Consider the following 19,522-nt stretch of genomic DNA (forward strand, 5'->3'; position numbering starts at 1 on the left):
CGACGAGACGGCCTGCCCCGGCACCGGGGCAGGCCGTTCTCCAACTAGCGCCCAACCCCATCGGAACCCGCCACGCTCTCATTAACGAAATACCAGTAACAGCAATCCACTAAAGACTGCGACAAATGGGACGGACGAGCCGTACATCATAATGTCTGTTCTGTTGCATCGTCGATGACGCGGAGAGGGACGATCAGGTTTCCGGTGGCACGGACCGGGCATGCGCAGACATGTCAACCGACCTGGACGACCCGCCGCTGCCGGCGCACCTGCAACTGGAGGTCACCTCCGCCTGCAACCTGCGGTGCGTCATGTGCCTCGTGCGGTACCGGCCGCCGGTCAACAAGATCGCCGGGGCGATGCGGCCGGACCTGTTCCACCGCCTGCTGCGGGAGGTCCCCGGACTCACGCGGCTCACCCTGCAGGGGCTGGGGGAGCCGCTGCTGTCGCCGTACCTGATGGAGATGATCGAGGCGGCGGTGGCCCGGCGGATCGCGGTCGGTTTCAACTCCAACGGCACGCTGCTCACCCGCCGCCGGGCGGCGGACCTGGTCGCCAGCGGAGTGGACTGGCTACATGTCTCTCTCGACGGCGCCGGGCCACGTGTGTACGAGGCGGTCCGCGACGGCGCCGACTTCGGCGCGGTGGTGACGAACCTGGCGGGTCTGGTGGCGGCGAAACGCGCTGCCGGCAGCGCCACCCCGTACGTCCGCGTGGTGTTCGTGGCGATGCGCGACAACGTCGCCGAGCTGCCCGAACTGGTCCGCCTGCTCGGCCGGACCGGCGTCGACGAACTGCACGTGCAGAACCTGTCGCACAGCTTCTCCGACACCGATCCGGCCGGTGGCTACGACGACATCCGCCGGTTCACCGCGAGTCAGGCGCTGTGGTCGGAATCCGACGAGGATCGCGCCGCCGCGGTCTTCGAGACGGCGCGGACCGTGGCGCGGGAACAGGGGATCCGGCTGCGCCTGCCCTCCGTCGGGTCCGCGCCCGCACCACCCTCCTCGGGGCCGCCGGGCTGCTCCTGGCCGTGGGACGCCGCCTACGTCACCAGCGGCGGCGTCGTGCAACCGTGCTGCATGGTGATGGGCGACGACCGGGTTTCCCTCGGGGCTCTGGACGTCAACACCTTCCCGGAGATCTGGTACGGCGACGCGTACCGCGAGTTCCGGCGCCGGCTCATCGGCGACGACCCGCCACCGGTGTGTCGAGGCTGTTCGCTGTACCGCCGGACGTTCTAACTCAGGTGCGGGCGCCGCCGAGGCCGAGCAGCACCGCCAGTCCCAGGGCGGAGCGCGGCGCGTACGGCACCCGCCACAGACCGCCGTGCGCGGCGGCGTACGCCTCGTCCTGCCAGGGGTGCTCGTGGGTGGGGCCGCCGCCGGTGCGCAGGTCGTGCACGAGCAGCGCAGCCATCAAGGTGTTGCTTGTCGCGGGGTCGAACACCTCGATGCCGAAGCGGTGGGCGCCGGCGTACGCGGCGGCGAGCGCCCGGTTGCGCAGCACCGAGCGGGTGCGCGTGGGTGGTGCCACGGTCAACGACACGGTCGTGCCGGCGTCGCGGGCAACCGCGGCCCGCCAGCGTTGCAGGCGCTTGGCGAGCGCGTAGTTCGGGCCCTGCTGCGGCACGAGGCTGTCGTTGACGCCCGGGTCGGCGTCCGGCGGGTAGTTGCGGTGCAGCAGGCGGCCGCCGGAGGCGACGCGCAGGGCGCGGCGGGCCGGACCGCGCCGCGCGTAGCCGCGTTCGGCGTGAGCGACCGCGTCGCCCGGGACCGCGAACACGTCGGTCGGAGTGGCGAGGAACGCCAGCGCCACGTCGGGGCGCCGCTGCTGGAGGTGGCGGGTGAGAGCGTCGACGGCCATGGCGACCCGGACGTTGGTCGCCCCGTCGGCGTAGACGTAGTTGCCGAGCACGAGCCGACCGTCGGCGCCGTCGAGCCACCGCGCGACCTGCGGGAGGCGGTGCAGCAGGTCGAGGCCCGCGTTGCCGGCGAGAGCGGTGTCGTCGCCGGGGTCGGTGCCGGGGCGGACCGGCAGGTGCAGCCGGCCGCCGTGGCGGCGGGCCGTCGCCAGTACGCGTCGCCAGAGCTCCGGGCGGGGCAGGTCGACGGCCACCACGTCGCCGCCCCAGCGCAGCACCGACGGCAACGGGCCCATCTCGGCGCCCGCGCCCAGCACCACGATCCGCTGGTCGCGCAGGTCCAGCCAGTCCGGATTGGCGAGCACCGCGCCGACGGCCTCGGCGCAGGACGGTTCGACCACGCCGGCGCCCACCCAGGCGTCGAGGCGGCGGCGTAGCTCGTCGCCGCGCAACCGTCCACCCCGGTACGGCAGGGAGAACTCCCGCTCGACCGGGCCGTCACCGGTGACCGTGGCGGTCTGCGGCGGGTCGAGGTGATCGGGTGCGGCGACGGCGTCGTCGAGGCTCGTCTCGCGGCCGTCGGCCTCGACGTACCGCATCCGCTCATGCAGGGACGCGAGCCCGTTGCGGGCGATGGTGAGCGCGGCGTCGCGGCTGAGCAACCCGGCCTCGATCAGGCGGCGGAAGTGGACGAGGTAGCCGTGCCGCCAGTTCGTCTCGTGCTCGGCCGCGCGGGCCCCCACCGGGTCGACGGCGCGCAGCGCGTCGGCGACGACCGCCCGGCCCAGGGCCGAGGTGCTGCGACCGTCGCCGGTACGGGGGAACACCACTCCGGTCGGCCCCTCCACGGACATGGCACCTCCCTGCCTGCGCGCCGGCGGTCGCCGGACACGAATGCCACTCTGCCGCATCCGTCCGCGACCCGCCCGACCGGGACGGGCCGGCGGGAGCGGACAATGAGCCGGTGACCCTGCCGTTTCCCTCGCCAACCGTGCCGGCCGCCGACCGCCGTGAGGTGTTCGTGCGCTACCTCGACTACTTCCGGGAAAGCCTGATCGCCAAGGTCGAGGCGCTGCCGGAGCCGGAGCTGCGCCGCAGCCGGGTGGCGTCGGGCTGGACGCCGCTGGAACTGGTCAAGCACCTGCGGTACGTGGAGCGGCGGTGGATCGAGTGGGGTTTCCAGGGCCGCGCGGTGGACGAGCCGTGGGGTGACTGGCGGGACGACCGCTGGCACGTCAGGCCGGAGGAGAACCGGGACGACCTGGTCGGCGCGCTGCGGGAGCAGGGCGCGCACACCCGGGCGGTCATCGAGGCGGCCGATCTGGACGCGGTCGGGGCACCGGGCCCGCGCTGGGCCGGCGCGCAACCGGCGACGTTGGAGCGGGTGCTGTTCCACCTGGTCCAGGAGTACGCCCGCCACCTCGGGCACCTGGACATCGTCGCCGAGCTGGCCGGCGGACCGGTCGGAGAGTAGGCGCGGGGGCCGGTCGCACCGGCCAGCGATCGCGCGCGGGCAGCCGGCACCACCCGACCGGGCAGCCTGACGGGGCAGCCGGGCGGGGCGGTTTCCGGGCAGGATGGTCCGATGAGGAACGAGCCGATCGACCTGGCGACCGCGTTCGGCGCCTTCGACCAGCTGTGGAGCCCCCGGATCGTCACCCGGGTCAACGACTACGACGTGCGGATCGCGAAGGTGGCGGGGGAGCACGTGTGGCACGCGCACGACGACACCGACGAGTTCTTCCTCGTCCTCGACGGCGAGCTGCGAATCGCGCTGCGCGACGGCGAGGGCGGCGCTGAGCGGGAGGTGCTGCTCCGGAAGGGCTCCGTGTACGTGGTGCCGCGGGGAGTGCGGCACCGGCCGTCCGCGCCGGACGGCGCGTCGATCCTGATGTTCGAGCCGACGGGGACGTCCAGCGTCGGGGACCGGCACGACCCGGTGCCGGAGCACGTCGACGCCACCACCGGCCACGCGCTGTAGTGGCGGTCACCGCGTGGCGGGCGCCGGCTCGCCGCGCGGCGCCGCCGCGGGGGTCCACGTCAGGCGGCGTACGCCGGGTACCAGGGCGCTGCCGAGGCAGGCGAGCACGACGACTCCGGCTGTGGCCAGCAGGGGGACGTCCTCTCCCCACACGCCGGCGGCGAGCGGCGCGAGGGCGAATCCCAGCGGCACCGCACCGAGGGACGCGAGCCAGTCGTAGGAGGTGACCCGGGCGAGCACCTGCGGTGGAAAGTGGGCCTGCACCACGGTCGCCCACACCGGGTTGAGGTAGCCGACCGCGGCCAGCGCGACGCCGTAGGAGGCGATGACCAGGGGGGTCGGTCCGGCGGCGGCGAGCAGCAGGAGCGGGACGGCGTAGCTGGCCAGGCCGAGGTTGGCGGCCAGCACCGGCCGGCGCGGTCGCACCCGGGTGGCCAGCAGCGAGCCGGCCAGCATGCCGGCCGCCCCGGCCTGCAGCAGCAGCACCCAGACGTGTTCGCCGCCGAGCTGCCGCACGGCGACCGCCGGGCCGAGGGCGGTCAGGACGGCGGCCGCGCCGTTCCAGGCGGCGTGGCCGGCGAGACTCACGAGGAACCAGTCGCGGGCCCGCACCTCCCGCCACCCCTCCCGCAGGTCACCCAGGACCGACCGCCGGGGCATCGTCACGTGCGGGATGCGGGTGGCGCCGAGCAGCAGCGCGCTGAGCGCGAACGTGGCGGCGTCGAGGAGGAACGCCCAGGCCGGTCCGGCGGCCCAGATGAGCGCGCCGGCCAGGGCCGGACCGGCGAGCCGACTGGCGTTGCCCGTCGCCGCGAGCAGGGCGTTGGCCTGCTGCCGCTGTGCGGGCTCCACGGTGCCGGTGACCAGCGGCGCGGCGGTGGGCAGCGCGAATCCCCCGGCGGCGCCGCTCACCGCGGCCGCCGTGGCGATGGTGGCCAGCGACGGGTCGGTGGACAGCTCCAGCGCGACGACGAGCTGCGCCGCGCAGCGGAGGAGGTCGGCGAGGACGGCGACCCGCCGGGCGTCGAACCGGTCGGCGAGCACACCGCCGACGGGGAGCAGGAGCAGTCGGGGCAGCATCGCGCACGCCAGGACGAGGGCCAGTGCCGCGGAGGATCCGGTCGCGCGCAGGACGGCGAGGGCGAGAGCGGCGGGGACCACGGCGTCGCCGACGGCGGAGACGGTGCGGGCGAGGAAGAGCAGTCGGAACGCGGGCTGCCGTAGGGGGTGGGCCATGTCCGAAGACGATACTTCGACATCGAATATTTAGACAGCAAATATTTCGTCGTTGACGTACGCTGTCCCGCGTGGCGCCTGAGGACGGCATCGACCGGCACGTGGAGCGGTGGGCGGGCGTGCTGCCCGGCATCGACCCGGACGTCGAGGGCGCGGTCAGCCGCATGCAGTTCCTCACCCGGCACCTGCGGTCGGTCAAGGAGCGAGCGCTGGCCGAGCGGAACCTGCAGGGTCACGAGTACGACACGCTCCACGCCCTGGCCGGCCGCGGGGGCCGCGCCGCACCCTCGGATCTCGCCCGCGACCTGGCCCTGGCGCCCGCCTCGGTCACCGCCCGGGTGGACGGGCTGCTGCGGCGGGGGTTCGTGCGCCGCGTGCCGTCCGACACGGACCGCAGGCGGGTCGACGTCGAACTGACCGACCCGGGCCGCGCGGCCTGGCTCGGCGCGATGGAGGTGCGCGGGGTCGAGGAACGCCGTCTGCTCGACGCCCTCGACGCCGCCGAGCGACGGGTCCTGTCCGATCTGCTGCGCCGGGTGGTGCTGCGGGCCGAGCAGCCCCCGGCCTGAGCGGCGCCGGCGATATCGCCTGGCGGGACCCGTACGCCCCTGGCAGGGTGACCGGCATGACTGCGCAGGTGCTGGCGGGGGCGCTCGCCGACGACGGACGGCGACGGGTGTTCGCGGCGATCGTGCTGGGGGCCACGGACCGGGCGGCGGTCGCGGCGCGCAGCGGGCTGGCCGGCCGGGAGGTCGTCACCGCGCTGCGCCGGCTGCGCGACGCGGGTCTGGTCACCGGCGACGACGGCGCCCTGGGCGTCGACGGCGGGTGGCTGCGGGAGGCGGCCCGCAATGCGTCCCCGGCGACGGACGCCGGGGGACCGGTCGAGCCGGGGGAGCGGGTCCTGCGGACCTTCCTGCGCGACGGTGTCCTGGTCGGACTGCCGGCGCAGCGGGGCCGGCGTCGGGTGCTGCTGGAGCACATCGCCGGGTCGTTCGAGCCGGGGGCGCGGTATCCGGAGCGCGCGGTGGACGAGGCGTTGCGCGGCTGGTGCGCCGCGGGCGGGTCGGATCACGTGACCCTGCGGCGGTACCTGGTCGACGAGGGATTGCTGGCGCGGGAGCAGGGCGTGTACTGGCGGGCCGGCTGACCGTCAGCGGAAGATGATCCCGCGCGGGATGGTCTTGTTAGCCTCGGAGGATGTCCTCGTGCTCGCCGGACGGCGCCCCCGACCTGTTGTTCCTGCTCTCCTGGGCCACGCACGCGCTGCTGACCGAGCAGGCGGAGGGCCTGGCGGAGCTGGGCATCTCGCCGAGGGCCCACCAGGTGCTGTTGCGCGCCGGGTCGGGGGAGTTGACGCAGCGGCAGATCGGCGAGCTGTGCGGCATCGACAAGACCACGATGGTGGTGACGCTGGACCAGTTGGAGGCCGCCGGCCTCGCCCGGCGTCGGCCGTCGCCGACCGACCGGCGGGCGCGCCTGGTGGAGGTGACCCCGGAGGGCCGGGCGGTGCTCGCCCGGGCGCAGGAGATCGCCGCCCGCATCCAGCGGGACGTGCTCGCCGGCCTGCCCGAGCGGGACCGGGCGGCGCTTCTCCGGTCGATCGAGACCCTCGTCCGGGGACGGTTCGCGGCCGCCGGACCGTGCGGGCCGGGCAGCCGCTCGGCATGTTAGTCAAGCAGAAGATCGTCTTGTGCGGGACCATCTGATACGGTCGCGACGTCTCGTCACGTCGACCGAGGAGCCCCCCATGAGCGCCACCGCCCGTCCCGCGACCGTCACCCCGTCCGCCACCCGCCGGCGCGCTCTCGCGGTCGTCGCCGCCGTCGCCGCCTGCGTCCTGATCTGGGTCGTCGGCCGCCTGTCCGGCGTCGACTTCACGGTCAAGAACCCCGGCCAGCCGGAGGCGGTCGTCGGGCTCGCGCAGGTGGTCGTCTTCTCCCTCGTCGCGTCCCTGCTCGGTTGGGGCGTGCTCGCCCTGCTGGAGCGCGTCGCCCGCCGGCGGGCCGCCGTCGTCTGGACCGTTCTCGCGGTCGTCGTCGCCCTGGTCTCCCTGGCCCCGCTCGCCGCCACCGACGCCACCGCCGGCGCGAAGGTGACCCTCGGCGCGATGCACCTCGCGGTGGCGGCGGTGCTGGTCACCCTGCTGCCGACGCGGACCCGCTGACCCGGCGCCCCGGGGTTGACGCCGCGCGCGTGACGCGCTATCACAGAAGAGGAAGTTGAGTCACCCAGACTCAACCTGAGGACCTTCGGCCAGAGGAACCGAGGAGGCACGACCATGCTGATGCGTACCGACCCGTTCCGGGAGATCGACCGGCTCGCCGAGCAGTTCTTCGGCACCGCGGCGCGACCGGCCATGATGCACCTGGACGCCTACCGCGACGGGGACTACTTCTACGCGGCGTTCGACCTGCCGGGCGTCGACCCGGACAGCATCGACTGCACGGTGGAGCGCAACGTGCTGACCGTCCGCGCCGAGCGTCGCCGCCCGACCGGCGACAACGTCGAACTCGTCGCCGCCGAGCGGCCGATGGGCACCTTCACCCGGCAGCTCTTCCTCGGCGACACCCTCGACACCGACAAGCTGGAGGCCGGGTACGACAACGGCGTCCTCACGCTGCGCATCCCGGTGGCCGAGCGGGCGAGGCCGCGCCGGGTGAGCATCACCGCCGGCAGCAACGGCCGCAAGCAGATCAACGCCTGAGCCGGGCCGGAGACCAGCGGGACGGCCACGAGGGCCGTCCCGCTCGCGTGTGGAACGACACCGGCAGGGCGCGCCTCCGAGCGTTTTCCCCGCCGCACTGAGAACCTTTCGCACATGCTCCACTCCGACGCCCCGGTGCGGCACCGACCGTCGCCGCGGCCGGCGCTGCCCGCCGGCCCGGCCGACTTCACCGAGGCGTGGCTGCGCAACCGGCGGCTGAGCGAGCACACGCGCGACGCGTACCGGCGGGACGTGGCCGGGTGGCTCGCCTGGTGCGCGGGCCACGACCTGGATCCGCTGCGGGCGACGTTCCTCGACGTCAACGGGTACGCCCGGGCACTGGAGTCGACGCTCGCCGCGCGCACCGGCAAGCCGCTCACCCCGGCCACCGTGGCCCGCAAGCTCTCCGCCCTGTCCAGCTGGTACGACTTCCTGGTCAAGCTGCGCGCCGTCGACGGGAACCCGGTCGCCGGGGCGGACCGCCCCCGCATCGACCGGGACCACTCGGCGACGATCGGGCTCACCCCGGAGGAGGTCGACGCGCTGCTCACCGCGGCCGAGGCCGCCACCGGCCCGACCGCCGCCCGCAACCGGGCGGTGGTCGCCCTGCTCGCCGACCTCGGGCTGCGGGTGGGGGAGCTCGTCTCGCTGGACATCGCCGACCTGGGGGCCGAGCGCGGTCACCGCAGCGTCCGGTTCGTCGGCAAGGGCGGCAAGGCCCGCCGACGCGCGCTCACCCCCGGGACGGCGTACGCGGTGGACGCGTACCTGGCGCACCGGGCGGCCACCGAGGGCGTGCCGGTGCACCAGCTGACCGGCCCGCTCCTGGTCACCGGGACCGGTGCCCGCCTCGACCGGCACTCCGTGTTCCGCCTGGTGCGCCGCCTCGCCCGCGAGGCCGGCATCGCGGCCTGGGCGCGGCTGTCACCGCACTCGCTGCGGCACTCCTTCGCCACCACCGCCCGCGCCGAGGGCGTGCCGCTGGAGGACGTGCAGGACGCGATGGGCCACGCCGACCCGCGCACCACCCGCCGCTACGACCGCGACCGGTACAACCTGGACCGCGACCCCGCCTACGTGATCTGGGCGGCCCGCTCCCGCCGCCGCGGCTGACGTCCCGACACCGCCACCTCAGCCGGACGGGTCGAGACGCCAGACGGTCACCCGCCCGTCCACACCGGGGGTTTGCGCTGACGGTAGAGGATCCGGCGACGACCGCGACAGGGCGGAGTTCCTGCGCGCGGACCGGCCCGTTGCCTACGGTCGACAGGTGGGCGCTGAGCAGCCGTGGAGCCGGCCGGCCCGGCCGCGCCGAACGGTGCGCGCCGGGCTGGTGTTCGCCGGTGTCGGCGTCGGGCTGTGCTGCGTCGGTGTCGCGGGCCTCGGCGCGCGCAACCTACAGGTGGTCACGCAGGCCAGCGGCCCGGTCCGGGAGACCGCCGACGGGTTCCTGCGGTCGGTGACCGCCGGGGACACCGACGGCGCGTACGACCGGCTGTGCGCCGACGCCCGCACGCGGTGGAGCCAACTGGGCTTCACCAGCTGGGTCCGCACCCCGCCGACGGTCAGCGACTACGAGATCGTCGACGTGTCGGTCGCCACCCGCCGGGGCCGCCCCCAGGGCACGGTCACCGTGCGGCTGACCCGCGACAGCGGCATGACCGAGCAGCGGGAGATGACCGTGGTGAAGGAGGACGGCGGCTGGCGGGTGTGCGGCGACCCCTACTGACGGATCAGGCCGGCACCGGCTCGCCCGCCTCGACCAGCCGCCCGTCGCGCAGCACCAGCACCCGGTCGGCCAGCTCCATCAGCGTCGGGTCGTGGGTGGCCACCAGCGCCGTCATCCCCCGGGCGTGCACCAGCGCCCGCAGCAGGTCCATCACCGACCGGCCGGTCTCCGAGTCCAACTGGCCGGTCGGCTCGTCGGCGATCAGCAGCGGCGGGTCGTTGGCCAGCGCCCGGGCGATCGCCACCCGCTGCTGCTGCCCGCCGGACATCTCGTACGGGCGCTGCGCCGCGTGCCCGCCGAGGCCGACCAGCTCCAGCAGCACCGCCACCCGCTGCTCCCGTTCGGCGGCGGGCACCCTCGCCAGGCGCATCGGCACACCGACGTTCTCCTCGGCGGACAGGATCGGGATCAGCCCGAACGACTGGAACACGAAACCGATGGTGTCCCGGCGCAGCGCCAACAGTTCCCGCTCGCCGGCGGCCGTCACCTCGTGCCCGGCGACGTGGATCCGCCCGGCGGTGGGCGTGTCCAGGCCGCCGATCAGGTTGAGCAGGGTGGTCTTGCCGGCGCCGGAGCGGCCCCGGATGGCCACCAGCTCCCCGCGTCCAGCGGTGAAGGACACGTCGCGTACGGCGTGCACCACCCGGTCGCCGCCGCCGAAGTCACGGCTGACCCCCGCCACGCGTACCAGCTCGTCGGTCACGACTTGTCCTCCGTCTTCGGGTCCACGCCGGGGCGCACCTGCACGTGGTCCAGTTCCAGGTTCAGCTTCACCCGGTCCCGCAGCGCCAGGGCGTCGACGAACGCCGCCGGCAGCTGCATGCGGCCGGCCCGGTCCAGCACCGCGTACTCCTCGGTGACCAGTTCCTCGACACCGTCGGCGCCGACGCGGGCCGAGCGGCGTACCTCCGAGGCGGTGCGGCCGTCGCGGATCGCGACGGTCCGGCGGACCTGGGAGGCGACCTGGTGGTCGTGGGTGACCACCACGATCGTGACGCCCAGCTCGGCGTTGATGGTGCGCAGCGCGGCGAACACCTCCCCGGCGGTCGCCTCGTCCAGCTCACCGGTCGGTTCGTCGGCGAACAGCACCTCCGGGTCGTTGGCGACGGCCACGGCGATCGCGCAGCGCTGCTGCTCGCCGCCGCTCATCTGGCCCGGCCGGCGGTCCGCGCAGTAGCCCACCCCGACCAGGTCCAGCAGCTCGTCGGCGCGCCGGCGCAGCCCCCGCCCGCGCCCGGCCAGCCGCATCGGCAGCTCGACGTTCTCCCGCGCGGTCAGGTACGGCAGCAGGTTGCGGCCGGTCTGCTGCCACACGAACCCGACGGTGTGGCGGCGGTAGCGCAGTCGCTTCTTCGCCGACATGGTCAGCAGGTCGTAGCCGGCGACGCGGGCGATGCCGGCGGTCGGCACGTCCAAGCCGGACAGGATGTTCAGCACGGTCGACTTGCCCGACCCGGACGCGCCGACGATGGCCAGCAGCTCGCCCCGGTCGACCACCAGGTCGAGCCCCTGCAACGCCACGACCTCGACGCCCTCGGTGGTGAAGATCCGCACCAGCCCGTCGCAGACGATGTGCCCGCGCAGCCGGTCGGCGCCGCCGGCGCGGGCGGCGGCGCGTTCCGCCGCCCGCCGTTGCAGAGTGGCGAGATCAGGTGCGTCATTGACGACCGCCGTCATCGGTTCTCCTCTCCCACGCGGAGCACCTCACCGAGGCGCATCCGCCGGTTCGCCAGATTCTCCACGGCCAGCCCGGCCAGCAGGCCGACCACCACCAGGGCCAGCACCCCGCCCACGACCAGCGGATCCAGGTGGGCCCGCGCCGCCACCCCCGGGGTGAACGTGTCCAGGCCCAGGGTCTGCCCGAGCAGCCACGGCAGGGCCACCCCGACCGCACCGCCGGCCAGCGCCGCCACCCCGACCAGCGGCACGAGTTCGTACACCAGCAGCCGGCGGCCGTTCCCGACGGACAGGCCCATCGTCCGCAGCCGCGACAGCACCCGGCCGCGGCCCCGGACGTCGGCGACCACCGAGAAGCCCACGGCCAGCACCGCCAGCGCGGTGCCGCCGACCCCGCCCAGGACGAACGTCAGCGCGAGCACCGCGTTCGCGCCGGTGCGCTCCAACCCCTCCCGGTACGCGCCCCAGGTGTCCAGCTCGGCGGGGATCTCCGGCTCGGCGACCGGCGTGCCCAGCACCGCCTCCTGCCGCTGCCGCTGCACGTCGTCGGCGACCCGCAGCAGCTCCGCCGCGGCGACGTCGGCACCGGCGAGCAGGAACCGGTTGGGGATCACCGGCGTCTCCGCGTACTCGGGCAGCGCCTGCCAGGGCAGCACGATGAACCGTTCGACGTCCGTGCCCAGGCCGGGGAACGTGTCGGCGACCTGCGCCACGGTGAACGCGTACAGCCGGTTCTGCACGTCGGCGGCGGCGCCGGCGCCCACGTCGGCGGCGACGGCGGGCGACACCACCGCCGGCACCGGCCCGTCGCCACGGGCGGCGGTCCGCAGCGCGGCCGGCACGTCCACGTCGACGCCGCTGCGCTGCACCACCCGGGCGAAGGCGGGGCCGTCGACCACCAGCACCCGGGCCCGGCCGAGCGCTCGGGCATCGGCGTCGGTGCCGGACAACACCGACCGGTTGGCCTCGGTCCACACCCGGGCCACCGCGTCCACCCCGTCGACGCCGGCGAGCCGGTCGGCGGCGTCGGGCGTGAACGCGTACCCGGTCAGCCACGCGTCCGCCGGCACCGCCAGGTCGGCTGCCCGGTCCCGGGCGGCGTCCACCGTCGTCGCGACGACCGCGCTGAACACGCCGGTGCTGACCGCGACGATCAGCACGGCGAGCGGCCCGATGGTCACCGGCGCGCCGCGCCCGGCGCGGGCCGCGCCGAGGAACAGCAGCGCGCCGCGCGCGCGGGCCGCGAGCCGGTCCACCAGCCGCAGCGGCCACGGCAGCAGCCGCAGCGCCACCAGCGCCGTCGCGACGGCCAGCAGCACCGGCACCGAGACCAGGTACGCGTCGACACCGCCGTCGGTGTCCAGTCCGCGCCGGCGCAGCAGCAGCACCCCGGCGACGGCGGCGGCCAGCACCGCCGCCTCGGCGGTGAGCCGCCGGGCCGACGGGCGGGCCCGGGTGAGGTCCTGCCGCCGGGCGACGAAGGTGACCCGCCGCTGGGCGAGCACGGCCAGCACCGGCACCACGGCGGTGGTGAGCACGGCGAGGGCCGGCACCGTCCACGGCACCCCGTCGGCGTGGCCGGGCGCGCGGGTGCCGAGCAGCCAGCCGGCGGCCACCGCGGCCGGCTGCAGAAGCACCGACTCGGCGGCGAGCCGGCGGGCGACGGCGGCGAGGGAGGCGCCGCGGGAGCGCAGCAGCGCCAGTTCCTCCCGGCGGCGCTGCACCGTCAGGGCCGCGGCGAGCAGGATCAGCCCGAGCAGGCTCGCCACCAGGCCGGCCTGCACGACGGCCACCAGCGCGCCGACGGCGGCGAGCTGCGCGGCGAAGCGCACCCCGGCGGTGTCCAGCCCGGTCTGGACGGTGGAGGCGGGCATGAACTGCGTACGGCGGGCCTCGGTGACGGCGGTGGTCACCGCGTCGAGGTTCGCCGTGTCGAGGCGGTTCTCGTCCAGCCGGTACCGCCAGCTGAACGTCAGCGGCGTGTCGGTGGCCAGCGACAGCGTGGCCGCCCCGGCGGAGTCGGTCACGACGACCGCGATGAACGGCTCGCCGTCGACGGCCGGCACGAACGGGTCGAGGGCGTAGCGCAGGTCGTCCCACACCGGGTCGGTGGCACGGCGGGGGGCGAAGATCCCGCTGACCACCGCATCGCCTCTCGCGGGGCCGCGCCCGGCGAAGCGCAGCCGGTCGCCGGGCTTCAGGGCGAAAACCTCGGCGACCCGCTCGGAGAGGGCCACCTGGGCCGGCTGCCCGGCGACGGTACGCGGCCACGCGCCGGCGCGCAGGTCGACCGCCTCGGCCAACCCGGTCTGGGCGGTCACGCCGACCTGCTTGACAGCGCCGCCGTCCATGGGCGGGGCGTCGCCGGTGGCGGTGAAGTCGGCCGGGGCGATGGTGGCTGAGTGCCACCGCTGGTCCACCAGCCGCGGCAGCGGCGCGGGCAGCGCGGTGCCGAGCCGGTCGAGGTGCCCGGCCTGGGCCACCGCGCCGTCCACCCCGTCGGGCAGCTGCCGGGTGCTGATGATGACGTCGCGGATCAGGTGCGGCAGCGCCGCCACGTCGGCGCGCAGGCCGCGGTCGGCGTACTCGGTGGACATCCGGGGGCCGGCGGTGAGCAGCACGGCCGCGACCAGCCCGAGCACGGCGAGCAGGCCGGCCTGCGCCGCGAAGGCCCGCACCCGCCGGACCGGGCCGCCGGCCCACCGCCGCGACGGCCGCCTGTCGTTCCCCTGCCGCATGGCGGCGCTCACCGGTCCTCTCCGATCCGCAGCTGTCCGGCGGCCAGACGCCGCCGCAGGGTCGCCGACACGCTGGCGCTGAACGCCAACGCCAGCAGCAGCAGGCCGACACCGGTCGCGGCCACCGGCGGCCAGTCGACCTGCAGCAGCGGCTCCGGGGTGGGCCGGTCCGCCGACGGGGTGAGGATCACCAGCGGCGCCATGGTGGCGGCCACGCCGATGCCCACCGCGAGACCGACCAGCACGCCCAGGCCGGCGAGCAGCGCCTGCTCGGCCAGCAGCGAGCGGGCCACCAGCCGGTGCCCGGCGCCGAGGGTGTGCAGCACGGCCAGCTCGGTGGCGCGGCGGCGGGCGGTGGCGCTGACGTCGACGGCCACCCCGACCGCGGCGAGCAGCACCGCGGCGAGGGCGGCGGCGAACAGCGCGCCCCGCGCACCCACCCCGAACGGCTCCCGGGCCAGCTCGGCGGCGACGGCCTGCCGGTCGTGGACGGTGAGCCCACCCAGCTCGGTGGCCGCCTGCACGGCCCGCTCCCGCTCGGCCGGCGGGACGGACAGCCACCACTCCTGCGGCCCGCGGACGATGCCGTGGTGGTGCAGCAGCAGGGTGCTCAGCGACGGGAGGTCGGCCATGAGCGCCGCCGGCGCGGTGCTGCCGGGTACGGCGTCGACGGTGCCGGCGATGCGGACGTCGACCTCCGCCCCGCCGAGGTACAGCCGGGTGCGGTCGCCGACGTCGGCGCGCAGGGCGGCCAGCGCCTGCGGGGTGGCCAGCAGCGGCACCGGGTCGGCGGCGGCCGGGCGGACCACGGCCATCTGCACCGCCGTGCCCCGGTGGAGGAACGGCAGGTCGTCGGTGGTGCGCGCGTACCGGGCGGACAGGCTGCCCGGGCCCGCGGTGGCGGGTGCCGTGGCGCCGGTGCGTTCGATCCACCGCCACGGCTCCCCGCCGAGGTCCACCGGCTGCCCGGCCGAGCCGTCGGCGCCGGCCCGCAGGTCGCTGATCCGCCAGTCCAGCCGCAGCCCGGGCACGCCGACCGTGTCGACGGTGAACCCGGCCAGCCGCAGGGGGCCGGCGTCGGCGGGCAGGTCGACGGCGAACCGGCGGGGTTCCCCGTCGCGGGTGGCGCCCAGCGGCAGCCGTCGGTGACCGCCGCGCGGCTCGACCAGCACGGCGTACGTCTGCACGGACGCGGCCAGGTCGGAGCCGACGATCCGGGTCAGCAGCGTCCCGGTCAACCGGCGGGCCCCGGCGGGCAGCTCCACCGCCGGCGCGGTCACCCGCCCACCGCCGAGCTGCCCGAACACGTCGCCGTCGGCGAGGTCGGACCGCAGGCGCACCACCTCGGAGGCCGCCTGGGCGTCGACGGCGACGAGGGACGCCGGCTCGGCCGCCGGTCCCAGCCGCAGCGCCTCCCGCCACGCGGCCAGAGCGGTGCCGGGCAGCGTGGCGATCTGGTCGGCCCGGTCGTCGGGGGCGGCGATGCTGGACTCGGTCAGCCGCAGGTCCGCGCCGACCTCGTGTTCGGCCTGGTCGGTGAGGGACCGCTGGGACGTGGCGGCGAGGCACCAGGCGAGGGTGCCGACGGCCACGGCGAGGGCGAGCAGCAGCACCGGGCCGGCGTGCGGGCGGCGGCCCGCCTGCCAGGTGCCGAGGATGGTGGCGGTCCACGGCTTGCGGTCCACCCACCGCTCGGCCAGTCGGGTCAGCGGCGGCAGCAGCCGCAGGGCGAGCACCGCGCCGGCCAGCACGCCGATCGTGGGCGCGGCGGCCAGCAGCGGGTCCACGTCCAGGGCGCCGGAGCGGCTGCGGGACAGCGGTGACGAGTACTGGCGCAGCTGGTACCAGCTCAGCACGGCCAGCGCCACCAGCACGACATCGACACCGGCGCGCTGCACCAGGCCACGGCGGCTGGGCCGCGACCGGCTGGCCAGGTCCGCGACGTAGGTGCCGCCGCCGCGCAGGCTGGGCACCAGCATGGCCAGCAGGCAGCCGGCGGCGGCGAGGGCCGCGACCAGCCACAGCGCGCCGGTCAGGGTGCCGCCCGGCCCCGCCGACACCGCCGCCAGGGCGGGCACCCGTTCCGCGTACGCGAGCAGTTGCGCGGCCAGCGGGGGCGCGAGCACGGCGGCGGGCAGGACGACCAGCGCGGCCTCCCGGGCGGCGAGCCCGGCGAGCTGGGCGCGGGCGGCGCCCCGGGCGCGCAGCAGCGCCGTCTCCGCTCGGCGGTGCTCGGTGAGCAGCAGCGCGACCAGCAGCAGCGCGTACCCGCCGAGCACCACCACCAGCAGCATGGGCGTGACCAGGGCGGACCGCCCGACCAGGGTGGCCCGTTGCAGGCGCTGCACCAGGTCGTCGAGGGTGGTGATGGCGGTCCCCGCGTCGCCGAGGCCGGCCTCGCGGGGCGCGGTGGCGGCGACCCGGGCCGCGCCGGCGGCGAGCCGGTCCAGGGCGGCGCCCCCGGTGACGCCGCTCAGGTCCGGCTCGACCAGCCACCCGGCGGAGGCGTTGGTGCGGAAACCGGCGAGGAAGTCGTCGCGGTGCAGGGTGAACGGGCCGTACGTGGCCGACTGGGGCAGGGTGCCGGTGGCCACCTCGGGTGCCAGCCGCCAGTAGGTGTCGGCCGGGTCGACGGGCGTGAAGAGACCCACCACGGTGACCTTGGTGACCCGGCCGGTGAACCCGTCGGTGACCGGCACCCGGTCGCCGACCTCGACGCCCAGCACGGCGGCGGCGGGCGCGGCGAGGGCGGCCTGCACCGGGCCGGTGCCCGGCTGCGGCCAGGCGCCGGCGGTGAGCCGGGCGTGCGCGGCCAGGTCGTCGAGGAACATCACCGACGCGTACACGGTGCCGCCCGAGTCGCCGACCGCGGAGCCGGTGTCGCCGCGCAACTGCCGGCCGGCGGCGTACCCGGCGGCGGTCACCGTCGGATCCAGGTCGGGCAGCTCCGCGGTGACGTGCTCCCGCAGGGCGGCGTCCCGATCCCGTAGGGCCTCGGCGGTGCCGCCGGCCGGGCCGCGGACCAGGATCGACCGTTCCTCGGCGGTGGCCTCGGCCAGGACGCTGGCGGTGCCGGAGGCGACGACGTCGTCGTTGTAGGCGGCGAGGCCGGTGAGGGCGGCGGTGGCCACCAGGGTCGCCCCGGACGCCGCGAGGAGCAGTCCCCTGGCCCCGCGGGCGCGTCGCAACGCGAGCCTCATGTCGTGCTGTCCCCCGTACGCGCAGAGCGGGGCGGCGCCGGTCGCCGTCCCGTCGTGCGTGAGAGAGGGGCGAGGGTCCCGGAAAGGTTCGCGCCGTGATCAAACCGTGTCCAACGCCGTCCGCCCCGGCGCCGGGCGGCGGCGCCCGGGGTCAGCGGGGGCCGAGTTCCCCGGCGCGGTAGTGGCGGCGGCAGAGCACCTGGTAGCGGACCTCCGCGGACTCCACCGTGTCGCCGATGACGACCTGGGCGCCCTCGCGGGCCACCCGGCCGTCGACGACACGGGCGTTGAGCAGCCCCTCCCGGCCGCACCAGCACAGCACCTCGACCTGGATGCGGGCCACCGAGTCGGCGAGCTCGAACAGCCGCTGCACGGCGGGGAACAGGCACGACCGGAAGTCGGTGGCCAGGCCGAACGCGTACACGTCCACGTCGTAGCTGTCGACGAGGTCGGCCATCTGCTCGACGTGCGCGACGCTGTAGAAGCTCGCCTCGTCGCAGATGAGGTAGTCGACGCGGACACCCTCGGCCCACGTGTCGCGCACCAGGGTGCGCAGGTCCAGGTCGTCGGTGACCTCGATCGCCTCGTGGGCCAGCCCGATCCGGGTGGTGACCTGCGGGCCGAGCGACCGGTCGATGCGGGTGGTGACCAGGCCCCGGCGGCCCTGCCGGGCGTGGTTGTAGTTCATCTGGAGGGCCATCGTGGACTTGCCGCAGTCCATGGGCCCCCAGTAGAACCGCAGCGCCGCGGCGTGCAGCGGGCGTCCGTCGACGCCGCGGGCGGCGGCGCAGCCGGCGGGGTGCTCGTCAGGGCCCGGCAGCGGGCGCGCCAGGCAGATCGGGGCAGCGGCGTCGTCGGTCACGGTCGGGCAGCCTAGTCCATCGACCACCGTCACCCGGGCGGCATGATCGGCAGACCGGCCGGCGTTGACCGGCGTCGGCGGCGTTGACCGGCGTCGGCCGGCGCGGACCGGCTCAGAGCACCCGGGGCGGGGTGTTGCCGGCGGCCAGGATCGCCCGGCGCATCGGCACGGCCAGCAGCAGCACGAACCCGACGACGAAGAAGATCAGGAGCGAGACCAGGCCCACCCGGTACGAGTTGGCGAGCTGGAACACCAGCCCGAACGCCAGCGGGCCGAGCCAGCTGGTGCCCTTGTCGCTGATCTCGTAGAAGCCGTAGTACTCGCCCTCCCGGCCGGCGGGGATGAGCTGGCTGAACAGCGACCGGCTCAGCGCCTGGCTGCCGCCGAGCACCAGGCCGATGGCCGCGCCGAGGGCCATGAACGGCAGCGGCGACTCGGCGGGCAGCCGGAACGCGGCGAGGATCACGCCGGTCCACAGCACCAGGCTCAGCAGGACCGTCTTCCACGCGCCGATGCGCTTGGCGAGCGCGCCGAGCAGCAACGCCCCGCCGAAGGCGAGGAACTGCACCAGCAGGATGGTGACGATCAGCGTGCTCTGCCCCAGCCGCAGCTCCTCGGTGCCGTACTGGCTGGCCAGCGCGATCACGGTCTGGATGCCGTCGTTGTAGACGAGGAACGCCAGCAGGAAGAACAGCGTCAGCGGGTACGCCTTCAGCTGGCGCAGCGTACGCCCGAGCTGCCGGAACCCGTCGGTGAGCGGGTTGCCCCTGCGGTTGCGCAGGCCGGCGAGCGCGACAGCGGTGGGATGTTCGCGCAGCCAGCGCAGCGGCACCAGGGTGAACACCGCCCACCACAGCCCGGCCGACACGATCGACCAGCGTGCCAGGTCCAGGGTGCGCTGGTCGTTGCCCTCCTCGCCGAGCATGGTGACGGCGACCAGGTTCACCGCCAGCAGCAGGCCACCGCCGAGGTAGCCCAGCGCCCAGCCCCGGCTGGAGATGCCGTCGCGGTCGTCGGGGCCGCCGAGCAGGGGCAGGAACGAGTTGTAGACGACCACGCCGGCGCCGAAGGCGATGTTGGCGACCAGGAACAGCGCCCCGCCCAGCAGGTACCGGTCGCCGGTGACGAAGAGCATGCCGACGGTCGCGCCGGCACCGATGAACGCCATCGCGGCCAACAGCCGCTTCTTGTGCGCCGACCGGTCGGCCACCGCGCCGACGACCGGCAGCACGAACACGGTGAGGAACACCGACAGCGACACCAGGTACGGGAAGTACGACCCGGCCGCCACCTTGATCCCCAGCGGGTACACGTACCCGGAGCAGGTGTCCGCGCCCAGCTCGCAGCCGGCGGCCAGCTTGGTGACCGTGGTGAGGAACGGCCCGAGGAACACGGTGATGACGGTGGTGGAGAACGCCGACATCGCCCAGTCGTAGAAGTACCAGCCGGTGCGTTCCCGGCGGGTGCTCGACGGGGCGGGGACGTCCTCGACGATGGGGGTGGCGGTGGTGGCCATGGCGTCCTCGGG

18 protein-coding genes are annotated in these 19,522 nt (G+C 75.4%); 10 read left to right on the plus strand and 8 right to left on the minus strand.

All coding sequences use genetic code 11. From position 1 onward, the window contains the following. Positions 1-230 precede the first annotated feature (230 nt). Positions 231-1,244: a radical SAM/SPASM domain-containing protein gene (locus ACTMS0_RS24550; RefSeq protein WP_441157608.1), complete on the plus strand. Its 1,014-nt coding sequence runs from the start codon at positions 231-233 to the stop codon at positions 1,242-1,244. Position 1,245: 1 nt separating this feature from the next. Here the strand turns inward: ACTMS0_RS24550 and ACTMS0_RS24555 are convergent, their stop codons facing one another. Then, positions 1,246-2,718, minus strand: coding sequence for a hypothetical protein (locus tag ACTMS0_RS24555; RefSeq protein WP_441157609.1), 1,473 nt, complete (start codon positions 2,716-2,718; stop codon positions 1,246-1,248). Positions 2,719-2,828: 110 nt separating this feature from the next. On the opposite strand from ACTMS0_RS24555, the gene ACTMS0_RS24560 reads away from it, so the two are divergent. Beyond that, positions 2,829-3,338, plus strand: coding sequence for a DinB family protein (locus ACTMS0_RS24560; protein ID WP_441157610.1), 510 nt, complete (start codon positions 2,829-2,831; stop codon positions 3,336-3,338). A gap of 111 nt (positions 3,339-3,449) precedes the next feature. Further along, positions 3,450-3,845, plus strand: a complete 396-nt coding sequence (locus ACTMS0_RS24565) for a cupin domain-containing protein (RefSeq protein ID WP_441157611.1) — start codon at positions 3,450-3,452, stop codon at positions 3,843-3,845. A 6-nt stretch (positions 3,846-3,851) separates the two neighbouring features. On the opposite strand, the gene ACTMS0_RS24570 is transcribed toward ACTMS0_RS24565, so the two are convergent. Beyond that, on the minus strand, positions 3,852-5,081 hold the full coding sequence (locus ACTMS0_RS24570; protein WP_441157612.1) for an MFS transporter: 1,230 nt from the start codon (positions 5,079-5,081) through the stop codon (positions 3,852-3,854). Positions 5,082-5,152: 71 nt separating this feature from the next. Between ACTMS0_RS24570 and ACTMS0_RS24575 the strand changes: the two genes are divergently transcribed. The 7 genes from ACTMS0_RS24575 (at position 5,153) to ACTMS0_RS24605 (ending at position 9,517) form a co-directional block, all read left to right on the plus strand. Next, a complete protein-coding gene (locus ACTMS0_RS24575) occupies positions 5,153-5,650 on the plus strand; it encodes a MarR family winged helix-turn-helix transcriptional regulator (protein WP_441157613.1) in 498 nt (165 codons plus the stop codon). Positions 5,651-5,706: 56 nt separating this feature from the next. After that, entirely contained in the window at positions 5,707-6,231 is a 525-nt protein-coding gene (locus tag ACTMS0_RS24580; RefSeq protein WP_441157614.1) for a DUF2087 domain-containing protein, read from the plus strand. 50 nt (positions 6,232-6,281) lie between these two features. Continuing rightward, the gene (locus tag ACTMS0_RS24585; protein ID WP_441157615.1) at positions 6,282-6,755 is read left to right on the plus strand and encodes a MarR family winged helix-turn-helix transcriptional regulator; all 474 of its coding nucleotides are present in this window, start codon (positions 6,282-6,284) and stop codon (positions 6,753-6,755) included. A 76-nt stretch (positions 6,756-6,831) separates the two neighbouring features. After that, positions 6,832-7,248: a DUF6069 family protein gene (locus ACTMS0_RS24590; RefSeq protein ID WP_441157616.1), complete on the plus strand. Its 417-nt coding sequence runs from the start codon at positions 6,832-6,834 to the stop codon at positions 7,246-7,248. 114 nt (positions 7,249-7,362) lie between these two features. Beyond that, positions 7,363-7,788 carry an Hsp20/alpha crystallin family protein gene (locus tag ACTMS0_RS24595; RefSeq protein WP_441157617.1) on the plus strand — a complete coding sequence of 142 codons (426 nt, stop codon included), beginning with the start codon at positions 7,363-7,365 and terminating at the stop codon, positions 7,786-7,788. A 114-nt stretch (positions 7,789-7,902) separates the two neighbouring features. Beyond that, a complete protein-coding gene (locus ACTMS0_RS24600; RefSeq protein WP_441157618.1) occupies positions 7,903-8,901 on the plus strand; it encodes a tyrosine-type recombinase/integrase in 999 nt (332 codons plus the stop codon). 157 nt (positions 8,902-9,058) lie between these two features. Beyond that, positions 9,059-9,517 (plus strand): Rv0361 family membrane protein, encoded by a 459-nt coding sequence (locus ACTMS0_RS24605; RefSeq protein WP_441157619.1) that lies wholly within the window; start codon positions 9,059-9,061, stop codon positions 9,515-9,517. 4 nt (positions 9,518-9,521) lie between these two features. On the opposite strand, the gene ACTMS0_RS24610 is transcribed toward ACTMS0_RS24605, so the two are convergent. From ACTMS0_RS24610 to ACTMS0_RS24635, 6 genes are all read right to left on the minus strand, one after another. Next, positions 9,522-10,220 (minus strand): ABC transporter ATP-binding protein, encoded by a 699-nt coding sequence (locus ACTMS0_RS24610; protein ID WP_441157620.1) that lies wholly within the window; start codon positions 10,218-10,220, stop codon positions 9,522-9,524. Continuing rightward, positions 10,217-11,194, minus strand: a complete 978-nt coding sequence (locus ACTMS0_RS24615; protein WP_441157621.1) for an ABC transporter ATP-binding protein — start codon at positions 11,192-11,194, stop codon at positions 10,217-10,219. Before ACTMS0_RS24615 ends, ACTMS0_RS24610 begins: the two co-directional genes overlap by 4 nt. Continuing rightward, positions 11,191-13,944: an FtsX-like permease family protein gene (locus ACTMS0_RS24620; RefSeq protein ID WP_441157622.1), complete on the minus strand. Its 2,754-nt coding sequence runs from the start codon at positions 13,942-13,944 to the stop codon at positions 11,191-11,193. Before ACTMS0_RS24620 ends, ACTMS0_RS24615 begins: the two co-directional genes overlap by 4 nt. Beyond that, the gene (locus tag ACTMS0_RS24625) at positions 13,941-17,132 is read right to left on the minus strand and encodes an FtsX-like permease family protein (protein ID WP_441157623.1); all 3,192 of its coding nucleotides are present in this window, start codon (positions 17,130-17,132) and stop codon (positions 13,941-13,943) included. The genes ACTMS0_RS24620 and ACTMS0_RS24625 overlap by 4 nt, the downstream gene beginning before the upstream one ends. Positions 17,133-17,283: 151 nt before the next feature. Then, complete coding sequence (locus ACTMS0_RS24630; RefSeq protein ID WP_441157624.1) at positions 17,284-17,994, minus strand: thymidine kinase; 711 nt, start codon at positions 17,992-17,994, stop codon at positions 17,284-17,286. A 112-nt stretch (positions 17,995-18,106) separates the two neighbouring features. Continuing rightward, complete coding sequence (locus tag ACTMS0_RS24635) at positions 18,107-19,510, minus strand: MFS transporter (RefSeq protein WP_441157625.1); 1,404 nt, start codon at positions 19,508-19,510, stop codon at positions 18,107-18,109. Positions 19,511-19,522 lie beyond the last annotated feature (12 nt).

Source organism: Micromonospora sp. H33 (genome assembly GCF_052068455.1).
Classification (GTDB): domain Bacteria; phylum Actinomycetota; class Actinomycetes; order Mycobacteriales; family Micromonosporaceae; genus Micromonospora.